The sequence below is a fragment of the Enterobacter cloacae complex sp. ECNIH7 genome (assembly GCF_002208095.1).
Lineage (GTDB): Bacteria > Pseudomonadota > Gammaproteobacteria > Enterobacterales > Enterobacteriaceae > Enterobacter > Enterobacter cloacae_M.
The window spans coordinates 604,137-615,676 of the sequence record NZ_CP017990.1 but is presented as its reverse complement, the minus strand read 5'-3'; the positions used below and the strand labels follow the sequence as shown (position 1 = coordinate 615,676).

Here is an 11,540-nt window from a genome sequence, read left to right as displayed (position 1 = left end):
ATCCATAACTTCTGTTGTATAAGAACAAAACTTCAAATAGATTATGGAATTACGATTACAGAGATAATTCTAAAAAAATTAGTAAGGGAGTGGCATGACTGATCTATATACTAACAGAAATTCGCAACAGGATTTTGTTAAGCATGGATTTACGCATCATATCCAAAACAATATGGATGTATTTATTGCTTCCGCTTTCTTTACCGAATTTGATATAATTGACAATCTCCTAGAAAAAGGATGTCACATTAGGATTGTTGTAAGACTAGGTTTCCCCACATCGCCATTTGCTTTAGAAAAATTACTTTCACATAAAAATATTGAAGCAAGGTTTTTCACCAACAATTCGTTCCATCCTAAACTTTATATTTTTGGAGACAGGACATTATTAGTAGGCTCTGCCAATTTAACTAACGCAGCACTCCTTACGAATCAAGAAATAATGGTTAGCTTGAACTCAGAAGATCATAGATTCGAAGAACTAACAACACTTTTTTCTCATTATTGGGAATCTGCACACGTACTAACCAAGGAAGCAATAAAAGATTATAAAAATGTTTACAACAAACATTCAAAGCTATTATCTCAGATAAAAAAATTCGACGACGAAGTTCTAGATAAAATAGGAGATATAAGCTATTCAAATATCAATCGAGGGAAAAAATATATCTCGCAAAGTTCTATTTTTCTAGAGTCTTATAGAAAATCATATCAAACATCTGTATATGCGTTTAAATGCATAGAAGAAATATACTCATCTTTTGCAAGAAAAGTGGCAGAGGAACAGATTCCTTTAAGACTTGAAATTGATTCATTTTTCAGTTTTGTGCGCGATTATCATGCCACTCAAGAAACCTGGGCAACCCAGCCAATAGGATGGACTGATTTACAACAATCACATCTCCGCACATTAATAGATGAATGGTTATCCACCCCATGGGACCATTTTGAAGAAAGGATTGTACCCATAAACTATCCCCTTATTTACAAAGTATTCAACTCACCACAATCAATTGAACAAAGCAATATAGATGAAATAGTTGAAGCACTATGTGTACTTCACTCTTTTCATGATCGCTTACGATTCTATAAAGGTGGCTTATATACATTAATAGAAGAATTTTCAACAAGCAATGACATTGCACAAATTAAAAAAACAATTATATATTTGCTATATGGAAAAGGAGATATTATTAAAAGGATGTCTGACTGCATCTATAATGAAGAGTATAAGCTTAATGCTTTCGGGCAATCTAATGTTCAAGAGCTGATTGGATGGATAAATAAAGAAAACTTGCCTGTTATCAATGGTCGAACAACTAAGGTACTTCGCTATTTTGGTTTCGATATACGCCAACTTTAACTGCTCAATAATAAACCTACCCTTGTTAAATCATTAGACAAGGGTAGAGGTAGAGCTATAACGAATAACATCTAAAATATTTATTTAAATAAATTTATTATAGAGCTCATTACGCTGTAATGTTGTTTTTAGCATAAGCAATAACATCTGCACGCTTTTGTTCTGATGTTGACCACAGGATTAACATCAGTTCCGCCAAATCATCTTCAACTGTATAGAAATAGCAAGCTGGTACGTTCAATACCTCAGCAAACTTGCAGGCTAAAGAGAAATCAGGCGCATGCGTCCCCCGCTCATACTGATTCATCCTTGGACTGGCAGTAGCTTCGTCGATTCCTGCGAGTATACCTAAACGCTCCTGCGATAAACCCGCCTTAATCCGCGCTTCTTTAAGACGATGCGTCAACATGAGATCCCCCTTCCATTTCCGCTAAACAGGGGAATTTTCAGTGTTGCTTTAATAAATATTACTAAGTTATCCTTAGTATTAATGTTTTAGATCTCCTTTTAACAACTCAATACTACAAATCTAAGGATCACAATTTTTCACCTAATTAACAATTAGTTGAGGTAACCGAAATGGCCAAAAAAGACTGGCACCCCGCCGACATCATCGCCGCCCTGCACAAACGCGGCACCAGTCTGGCGAAACTCTCGCGGGAAGCGGGACTAGCGTCGTCCACGCTGGCGAATGCCCTGAACCGCCCATGGCCGAAAGGCGAGTGGCTGATTGCCATCGCGCTCGACGTACATCCGTCAGCGATCTGGCCGGAGCGTTACCTCAATACGGGAAATAAACGTGAACCCCGAAAACCGCTTCACCTGATGACAACAACAGAAAACTCCGGGACATAACGACCCGCGCTGTGAGTGGCAGGACGCATTAACCAACGATACCTGACAGGAGAGTTGTTTATGCATACCAGACCACGACCATTCCCCCTCATGCTGACGGCAGGAGAGCACCATCTTCCGGTCTTCCGGATGGAAGGCTTTTGTCACGCGTTCAGGATCATTCGCACTGTCTCATCCACAGTGCGCCGCGCCAGCACATCCGGCAAGCGGGGGGACGAACCATGATGACTTACTGCGCGCGCATTGCCGCAATTGGACTGTTCGTCGCCGACGGACTGGCAGACAGAACGCTGATCACTTTCGACAACAACGGGCCGAAAGACTGCCTCGACTACTCCCTGTCGCTGGAGCCCTCATTCCGCGAAGAAACCCTGCTGATACTGCCCGGCGATCGGCTGATGCTGGCTACACACGACTACCTGATTACCGCCGTAGGCAAAGAGTCTCAGCAGTCGCTGTTTGAGCTCGGCCACCTGACCATGGTGTTTAACGGCAGCCTGCATGCCTGTCACGCCAGGGCGATTCATCTCTCCGGCCCGGTTCCGAAGCTCCGCGATTTATACGGCAACCTGCTGATTGAGGAAGGGCGGCCATAAACCCGTCCGGTATCCATCCACAACAATAAAAGAGAAGACATTATGGAACTCGACAGAAGCCTGAAAGCCCGCCACCTGACGATGATTTCCGTGGGTGGCGTGATTGGCGCCGGATTTTTCCTCGGCGCAGGTGCGGCCATCGCCCGTACTGGTCCGTCGGTGGTGCTGGCCTACCTTATCGGCGGCGTCATCACCCTGTTCATTATGCTGCTGCTCGCTGAAATGGCCGTCTCCCGCCCGGTCTCCGGTTCGTTTGAATCCTATGCCCGCACCGCCTTCGGCCCGTGGTGTGGCTTTATTACCGGCTGGACCTACTGGCTGGCCTTCCTGATTGGCCCGGCGTCGGAGGCGATCGCCGCAGGCACCTTCCTCAACCTGTGGTTTCCCGGCGTCCCGGTCTGGCTGTTCTGCCTGGTTATCGCCTCGTCGCTCACCGCTATCAATATGGTCGGCGTCCATTTCTTCGGTGAGGTGGAGTTCTGGCTGAGCCTCGTCAAGGTGGTGGCGCTGCTGGCCTTTATCGTTGCGGGCTGTTACAGCCTCGGGCTGAATGAGACGTCTCCTGCCAGCGTGGCGAACATCACCAGCAATGGCGACTTTTTTGCCGACGGGCTGCCCGGTTTTCTTGGCGCGATGCTGATCGTGATTTTCTCCTTCGGCGGGACGGAGGCAATCGGCACCGCCGCAGGCGAAAGCGAGAACCCGCAGCGCGATATTCCCCGCACCCTGCGCGGCACCGTGGTGCGGATCCTGTTGCTGTATGTCGGCTCGCTGACCGTCCTGTTGCTGGTGATGCCCTGGCAACAGGCTGGCGTCAGCAGCAGCCCGTATGTGGAGGCGTCCGGCATCCTCGGCGGCGATATGGCGCGGCATATCATGAATTTTGTGGTTCTGACCGCCGCGCTCTCCTGCATTGATACCGGGGTTTACGCCACCTCGCGGATGCTGCACGCCATGGCGTCTGACGGCTATTTCCCGGACTGGTTTGCCCGCCTGCACCCAGCGCACAGGACACCGGATAACGCCATTCTCGCCAGCAGTCTGGTGCTGTTCACTGGCGTCATCATCGCCATTCTCTCACCGGATGCGTATGTCATCCTGGCAGGGATTTCCGGCTTCGGCTTCCTGTTCACCTGGCTGATGATTGCCTTAAGCCAGCCGACCTTGCACCGGATCGCCCTGCACGACGGGACGCTGAAATACCGGGCTCCGGCAGCCCGGCACATCCAGCCGCTCACCGTGGGGCTGATTGTGCTGGTGATGGCCGGGCAGTTCTTTGCCGACGGCGGCGGCATCACCCTGGTCACCGTGCTGATCTGGCTGGCACTCGCCAGCGCGTACTACTTCTTTGTCGTCCGTAAAAACAGGAGACTGTCCGATGAAAAAAGTCATGCTGAATGAATTAACCGGCCGCGAAATCCGCGAGCTGTTGCAGTCCGGCCAGGAACTCACCGCCATCGTCAGTTTCGGCAGTTGCGAGAACCATGCCGATCACCTGCCGCTCGGCCCCGATATGTTTGTTCCGGAAACGGTCGCCTGCCGGGTGGCGCAGCGGGTGGACAACACCCTTGTGCTGCCCTGCACGCCGTTCGGCACTTTCGTTCATTACAACGCCCATCCGCTGGCAGTCACCCTGCGTTATGAAACCAATATTGCGCTGGCGGAAGATATCTTCACCAGCCTGCTGCACCACGGCATCCGCCGGATGCTGGTGATCAACGGTCTTGACGGCAATATCCCGGCGATTGAGATCGCCGCCCGCAACGTGAAAGCCCGCCATCCGCAGGCGGCGATCGTGGTGATTCCAGCGTGGTGGGATCTGGTGGGGCATCATCTCGGCAAAGGATTTTTTGACTCATGGGATAACAGCGGACTCGAGCATGGCGGCGAGGGTGAGACGTCGGTCATGATGGCCCTGCTTCCGGAACTGGTGGAACTGAAATATGCGCAGAAACAGATCCCCGCAGAGGTGTTCGCCGATTATGGCGTGAACCGGATCTGGGATATTGGCGAAATCAGCACCACCGGGGCGACCGGCGATCCGCGCTGCGCCTCGGCGGAGAAAGGCGCACGGATCCTCGCCTGCCTGGTGGATGTGCTGTGCGCGTTGCTGGCCAGGCTGAATGCGGCTGGCTGGAAGTATGGCCCGGACCAGTAATCAACGAAGCGTGGCGGTAAAGGCATGAATATCAAAATTTACCGCCACCTTCTCTGCAGGCTCCCGCTCACATACTGCCGCCATAAACCAGGCTGCATAATCTTTACCACCTTCAGCTTTAACGTACCGTGTAACATAACTGGTGGAGAGAAAAAATTGCGCAATCTCCGGCGGCGTCAGGAAAAGAATATTGCTGAAAACCTCCCGCTGACAATCCACCAGATGGTCACAGTCATCCATCAGCTCCAGCGTATTGTCATACTGGATCAGTCGCGGATCGCGGTGATACAGCCAGCTGTCCACCAGCTCCGTCTCAATGAAATCCCGCAACGGACCATACACCACCGGAAAGTCATATTTATAGGCGCAAAACACCCCACCAGGGTTCAGCCAGTCGCGCAGGTTCGCCAGCACCCGCACCCGGTCCATCCAGTAAAAGGAGGTCGCGCTGGTCACCAGGTCAAATCGCCGCCGGGGAAAATAACTTTCCGCCGGCGATACCGAAAACAGCAGATCGGGGTAATTCAGCCGCGCCCGCTCAATCAGGACATCACCATGATCGCAGCCCTCTACATGGTGGAACCATGCTTTCAGCCGCCCGGTTGATACGCCGTTGCCACATCCAATATCCAGCGCAGCGTCATGGGCGGGCACCCGTGCGGCCAGAGAGAAATAAAGCGCTTCCGGGTAGGTAATTTTTCCACGAACAGCATCGTAAGCGTCGGCATTCTTATTAAACTGTTGCACCCCAGTTCTCCTTATTTAACCGTACCCAATCAGAGCCTAAGTTATTTATAGGTCAGCGTAAACGTCGCCGTGGCGTTCGCGGGCCCGGGGGTAATCGTCTGCGCCGTCTGGTAATACCGGGCCTTAAGCTGAACAATCTCGTCACCATACACCGACTGCCAGTAAAACCGCTCCTGACCGTACTGCACAGTGGCATCGTCAGGCCGGTAATGAAGCTGGATCCCCACGCCGGACGCCCCGCCGCTATCAAGCTGCATGACACCTTGCGAACTGGCGGAGGGATCCGCTGCGGCATCAATGCGTACATTAATGCGCGCTCCCACATCGCAGGTCAGGCCGATATCAAAATTCACCCAGTCGGTTGTGGAGCCCACGCCGCTGAATTCGCTTTTTTCATGATCATCCATTGGCACATTGACTGTCGGCGTGGTCACCGTGCAGGATTCAGAAGTAATGGTGTTATTACCATTTAAGGTGACGTTAGCAATATAAAACTGGTTAACCACGGACGCCCGGGCCAGCATACCGGTGTCCAGTGTGCCACCCGTGATATCACCGGTTTTAATCAGTTCAGCTTTAATGCCATCACCATTGATATTGACATAGGTGTTGGCATTGATGGGCAGATCATAGGGCAATACCTTTCCTGATGGCGATGTCATGCGGATCCCTACCCCGGGCACATTCGTATTGTAAACGCCATTCCCCTGTGCGCTGAGCGTCTGCCATTTCGTCAGTTCCTGGCGGAATGTCCAGGCCTCGGTACATCCGGCAATGGTATTGCCGCCGTTATAGGCTCCCGTTGTCGCCGTGGCGATAACGCTACCCACAGGGGCATCGCGCTGGACTGCAATGTTGCCAAAACTGATATAGCCGGGAATTTCCGCCGTCACACCATTCACAAACTGGCAGGAAGCCTGTACAACGAAAGAAAACGACCACAACGCCAGTACTAACCCGACTGATTTCAATAACATTCTCATTCCCTGCACTCCTGTTCTGTTTCCGTTACCGGTGCATTTTCAGCATTCTCCGGCAACCGGTAATGCACCACGCACTGCGGCTTTCCGTTCCAGCTCACCGTAATGTCACCGTCATCCGGCACGCCCGTCAGATACACCTGACCGTCATCGCCAACGATACCGCTGCCGCCTTCCTCCATTTTCGCCTGAGCGCCGAACGGCACCGGCAGCCCACGGTAAAGCAGCGTCATCAGTACGCGCCGTCCGACGCGGGTGTTGAAGTCCGCCATTACCACTGCGCCCTGCGTTGGCGTCACCGTCTGCACGGCGGTGTCGATATCGACTCCATCGCCGAGCGTACTGGTGTCCAGTGCGATGCGGTTTTTCCGGTAAGCGTTGACGTACGGCACGACCGCATAGCCGCGCCAGTCGGTATAGACCCCGGTATTATTCTGCACCTTCGCGTCATCCGCGCCGGGCGCTTTCACGATGGCAAGTGAGTCACCAAGCGGCTGGGAAAGGGTGACGCCATGTGGATGGACGACAATCCCCCCTTTCAGGCCATAGTTCACCTGCTGCATATCGTCGTCATAGTTGTAGCCGCCGGTGATTTCCCCCTGCCCGCCTTTGTAGTCGGCGTTGATATTGCCGGAGCCGCCCACACCGTGGTTGGTGTAGCTCTGCTGGAGGCTGTAGCTGAGGTTGTTATCGGCAAGCGCCGTCCCATTGAGGCCCACCTGCTGGCGGGTGTCGCCGCGCTTCGCGGTGTTGACGCTGTAGCTGGCCCACGCGTTCGGCATAAAGCGGCTGAGAGGTACCTGGATGCTGAACGCCAGCTGCTGGTCGGCAGGCTGGGTGCTGTCCGGGTAATCACTGTAACTGTAGGAAACGCTGTAGCTGATACCGTTGATATTACCATTCCAGCCGGTGCTGAGGGTGCGCTCGTAACCGTCCTCATGCCAGTAATCCTGCTGATAGCCGGAGACAAAGAACGAACCGTAGCTGCCGATACTCTGGGTGAGATCGAGCTGGAGTTTCTGGCGTTTGTTGTACGTCAGCCGCCAGCCGTCGTCGCTGTCTGAGCGTAAATCGTTCGCTTCCTGGAAGGTATAGAACCCTTCCGTGGAATAGCGGTACGCCGCCAGGGTGAAGCTGGTATCGGTGGCCTGAAAATCTTTTGAGTACTGCACCCGGTACGACTGGCCGTCGTGAGTTTCATCGTTATTCAGCGTGGTGTGCGCAGCGGTGATATCCGCGGAGACCGAACCCAGCTCGCCGAGACCAAACCCCAGCCCTGCCGCCCCGGACTGATAGTCCTCCGAGTACAGCGTGCCGCCATAAATCGTGATGGCGTGCGGCAGGCCGTAAATCGCTGTTATCTGGCCAAACTCCGGCTCATCGCTGTCGCTGTTGCCGCTGCGGTATTTCCCGGCGGTGAGGGCATACTTCAGGCGGCCTTCACGCTGCATAATCGGTACCGCAGAGAATGGCTGAATAAAGGTTCGCTCGCTGCCGTCGGTTTCTTTAATCGTTACCTCCAGGTCACCGCTGCCCGATGTCGGGTAGAGATCGCTGATGGCGAAGGCCCCCGGCGCGACGTAGCTCTGATAGATGGTGTAACCGTTCTGCTTAATAGTGACCTGCGCGTTCGACTGGGCAATACCGCGGATGATCGGGGCAAAACCTCGCAGGCTGTCCGGCAGCATATTGTCATCCGACGCCAACTGCGCGCCGCGAAACTGCACGCTGTCGAAGATATCGGAAGGCGTATAGCTGTCGCCGAGCGTGAGCTGCCCCTGCAGGCGCTGGATATCCCGCTGAAGATACGTGTTCACTGAATCCCAGTGGCTGCCGTTATCCTCGTCGTAATTCCAGGTGGAATAGTTGCGCAACCGCCACGCGCCGAGGTTCAGGCCACTCTGCAGGTTGGCGTAGTAGTTATCATCGGAGCCGTTTTCTCCGTCGCGCCAGGTGTTGCTGCCGCTGAGGTTATAGTTCAGCAGCGCGGCAGGTACGCCCTCGTCCCATTCGGACGGATCTACCCAGCCGCGCGCGGTGGCGCTCATCGCCGCCTGCGGGATACTGAGATTCAGTTGCAGTTTACTGAAACGCAGTTCGCCGGAAGCCATCGGAATATAGCGGCCAATATCCTCCAGCGGTTTGTCCGCTGGCAGTGCGGCAAGCGCAGGAAACGCGGCGGTGTTCACGCCCCAGGCTTTCAGCATCGCCGGGGTTAACTGTGCGGTGAGTTTTTTATCTGCCCCGGCAACAAAGGCAATATCCTGCGCCTCGCCCTGCTGCTCGCCGTTGACGTACACCGTCACCCGGTAAGTACCCGGTAGCTGGCCATCGGCTTCGGAAAAGGCGGATAAGTCAACGACCGCCTGGCCCGGGCTGTCCAGCTCCAGCGCGTGGGTATTGAAAGTCTCTCTGGCTTCCGCATTACGCAGGTAACCCAACAGCAGCACCATAATCAGCAGCAGCGCCAGCAGGAAGATCATCAGTCGGGAATTGGGGTTATTCATATTCCCTCCCTCAGAGTTTGCGGCTTTCGGTCTGGCTAACGCCGCCGTAATCACTGATTGCCTGCCAGGTCACCGTGGACGCCGTGACCGATGGCAGCGTGAAGCTGACGCTGCCCTTCGGCGGCACCATATCAGCCTCTTTGATCTCCTGCCCGTCCACCTTCAGGGTGAACAGCGTGATGTAGTAAGGTGTTGGATTGCTGACGGTAAGTCGGTTGCCGCTGTGGGCGATGGACAGGTGGTGGTAAGCGGTCTCCGGCTGCCCTTCCAGCCCCGCCGGGCGGTAAAAGAGTTTCAGGCGGGATTTCTCTACCACCTGCAGAACGTTGTTATGCGGCACGCTGTCATCAGTGGCGGGAATGGACTTCACGTTCAGCCAGAACACCGACTCCCGGTCCTCCGGCAGGCTGCCGCCGGTACGCACAATGCGCAGCATATTCTCCTCACCAGGATTGATGCGAAACAACGGCGGCGTCACGATAAACGGCGTTTTACTTCCTTTCATCCCGCTGTCCACCCAGCTTTGCACCAGCCAGACGCCGGATTTATCGGGGTTACGAATGGAAGCGGAAGTCTCTTTTTTGTCGCCGTTATAAATGATCCGCGTCCCGCCAATGACAATCCCGGCCTGTGCCTGCACGGTAAATACGGCCAGCAATAGCGCCAGCAAAATGTCTGCATACCTGTTCATCTTGTTATCTCCGGACGAAAAATACGCATCCCTGCGAAACGCTCCCTGTTATGCGGCGGCGCATGGGTAGGAGGAGGAGAATGCGCCCCGCGACGGCACAGCGTTATTTGTAAATGATGGTGAACTCAGAGGTACCGTTTGCTGTACCGGTAGTGACCGCCGGGCCTGTGGAGACATAGCGGGCGACAAAGTCGAGCGCGTTTGCGCCTTCTGCGAGGGTGTAGTCGGACGAAGCGGAATGCAGCGGGATGGCCGTGCCGTTTTTATCTGCGATCTGGATCCCGACCCCGGTGGCGATGCCCGTGCCACTGTCCAGCGCCAGCAGGCTCTGGTCATTGCTATCGGATGTCCCGTCAAATTTCACATTTGCACCGGTGACTGTTTCCGGGCAGTCGCTTACGTTGATCGTGAATTGCGTCGGCGCCGCTCTCATCCCCTTAGCCCCGTTAAGAGCCGTCTGGGCGACGTTGCCGAGACTGACCGGTAAATTCTGCGAACCGGTGTCCACAGTGCAGGTCTGGTCAGTAATGCTGCCGGTGAAATGGATGGTGCCATCGGCGGCCATGGCATTAGCCGCCGCCAGCATAAAACACGCGCTTAACATCGTTTTTTTCATGTGTTTCTCCTTGATGAAAGAACATTCGGGACTCGGACCCACATCACTCTGGCGGTGAAAAAACCTGCGGGAGACTTTCCCGTTAGTGCCAGAGTGGTGAGTTCAGGAGAAAATGATGTGGAAGAAGAGAATGAGAAATAAAATGCCATCGGGAAAGGAGCAGAGCTTGCGGAATGGCATAAAACAGTAAGACGGTGAGCAAATGAAAACTGGCAACGTGGACGACTCACGCACGTTGCCAGCAGGGTACCAAAGGTGTGTTAAGCTGCATTAGATCGGAATAGTTATTAAAAAACAGAGCGATAATCCGTTATCAAAAGGGGTCTCAGAAAAATTTTGACACTTTGCTAAATTTTTCTGATACTACTTTACATTCTGGCACTAATTGTGTGGTTTTCTCTCACGTTTCCCCAGACATTCATAAACCTCTGCGTATTTGTCGCCGTATAAATCACCGTATGCCGGATGTTCCGGTGCCCCAGATAATCCTGTATCAGACGGGTGTCGCGCCCCAGATCTGCCAGCGCGTAACCGCAACCGTGCCTCAGCATATGCGGGTAAGCGGAAATGCTGACGCCTGCCAGTTCTCCGTAACGTTTGAGTAGCAATCGAACCTGATGGCGCGACAGCGCACCGCCCTTCTGCGACAGGAACAACCAGTCTGAATCCGCATCCCGCCAGCGACTGCGTACCGCCAGCCAGCGCATCAGTGCAGGCAATTCGGCATCAAACAGCGGATGCTGCGTTGAAAGACTGTTTTTGAGCCGTCGGACATAGACCGAACGCCCTACCAAATCGATATCCGACAGACGCATCCCACACAGTTCACTGACCCGCAGACCATGTAAAAAACACATCTGAATCAGGCAGTAATCCCGCTCAAAATGGATCCCTCTGTCCGCTGCAAGCAGTATCTGCCCCACTTCATGGCGGGTCAGATGTTTTCGTTTTACTGGCATAAGTCTTGCTCCTTAAACACAATAAAAAATGAAGAAAAAAACAGGCCGGAACCACTTTCGTAGCCCGG

12 protein-coding genes are annotated in these 11,540 nt (G+C 53.4%); 5 read left to right on the top strand and 7 right to left on the bottom strand.

All coding sequences use genetic code 11. The features are described from left to right. Nucleotides 1-94 precede the first annotated feature (94 nt). Nucleotides 95-1,363: a phospholipase D-like domain-containing protein gene (locus tag WM95_RS02995; RefSeq protein ID WP_063408545.1), complete on the top strand. Its 1,269-nt coding sequence runs from the start codon at nt 95-97 to the stop codon at nt 1,361-1,363. A 109-nt stretch (nt 1,364-1,472) separates the two neighbouring features. Here the strand turns inward: WM95_RS02995 and WM95_RS02990 are convergent, their stop codons facing one another. Next, nucleotides 1,473-1,772, bottom strand: coding sequence for a helix-turn-helix transcriptional regulator (locus WM95_RS02990; protein ID WP_063408544.1), 300 nt, complete (start codon nt 1,770-1,772; stop codon nt 1,473-1,475). 170 nt (nt 1,773-1,942) lie between these two features. On the opposite strand from WM95_RS02990, the gene WM95_RS02985 reads away from it, so the two are divergent. From WM95_RS02985 to WM95_RS02970, 4 genes are all read left to right on the top strand, one after another. Next, complete coding sequence (locus WM95_RS02985; RefSeq protein ID WP_063408543.1) at nt 1,943-2,218, top strand: helix-turn-helix domain-containing protein; 276 nt, start codon at nt 1,943-1,945, stop codon at nt 2,216-2,218. A 221-nt stretch (nt 2,219-2,439) separates the two neighbouring features. Continuing rightward, entirely contained in the window at nt 2,440-2,814 is a 375-nt protein-coding gene (locus WM95_RS02980; protein ID WP_063408542.1) for a PTS glucitol/sorbitol transporter subunit IIA, read from the top strand. Nucleotides 2,815-2,856: 42 nt separating this feature from the next. Continuing rightward, nucleotides 2,857-4,215 (top strand): amino acid permease, encoded by a 1,359-nt coding sequence (locus tag WM95_RS02975; RefSeq protein WP_063408541.1) that lies wholly within the window; start codon nt 2,857-2,859, stop codon nt 4,213-4,215. Beyond that, complete coding sequence (locus WM95_RS02970; protein ID WP_063408540.1) at nt 4,193-4,972, top strand: creatininase family protein; 780 nt, start codon at nt 4,193-4,195, stop codon at nt 4,970-4,972. Before WM95_RS02975 ends, WM95_RS02970 begins: the two co-directional genes overlap by 23 nt. Here WM95_RS02970 and WM95_RS02965 read toward each other — a convergent pair whose 3' ends face one another. The 6 genes from WM95_RS02965 to WM95_RS02940 all read right to left on the bottom strand — a co-directional run bounded on the left by WM95_RS02965 (nt 4,973) and on the right by WM95_RS02940 (nt 11,472). Next, nucleotides 4,973-5,719 (bottom strand): class I SAM-dependent methyltransferase, encoded by a 747-nt coding sequence (locus WM95_RS02965; protein WP_063408539.1) that lies wholly within the window; start codon nt 5,717-5,719, stop codon nt 4,973-4,975. It abuts the gene before it with no gap. A gap of 41 nt (nt 5,720-5,760) precedes the next feature. Continuing rightward, complete coding sequence (locus WM95_RS02960; RefSeq protein WP_063408538.1) at nt 5,761-6,702, bottom strand: fimbrial protein; 942 nt, start codon at nt 6,700-6,702, stop codon at nt 5,761-5,763. After that, entirely contained in the window at nt 6,699-9,206 is a 2,508-nt protein-coding gene (locus tag WM95_RS02955) for a fimbria/pilus outer membrane usher protein (RefSeq protein WP_063408537.1), read from the bottom strand. Before WM95_RS02955 ends, WM95_RS02960 begins: the two co-directional genes overlap by 4 nt. A 10-nt stretch (nt 9,207-9,216) precedes the next feature. After that, on the bottom strand, nt 9,217-9,897 hold the full coding sequence (locus WM95_RS02950) for a fimbrial biogenesis chaperone (protein ID WP_063408536.1): 681 nt from the start codon (nt 9,895-9,897) through the stop codon (nt 9,217-9,219). A 103-nt stretch (nt 9,898-10,000) separates the two neighbouring features. Beyond that, on the bottom strand, nt 10,001-10,513 hold the full coding sequence (locus WM95_RS02945; RefSeq protein ID WP_063408535.1) for a fimbrial protein: 513 nt from the start codon (nt 10,511-10,513) through the stop codon (nt 10,001-10,003). Between the two features lie 368 nt (nt 10,514-10,881). Next, a complete protein-coding gene (locus tag WM95_RS02940) occupies nt 10,882-11,472 on the bottom strand; it encodes a tyrosine-type DNA invertase (protein WP_063408534.1) in 591 nt (196 codons plus the stop codon). Nucleotides 11,473-11,540 lie beyond the last annotated feature (68 nt).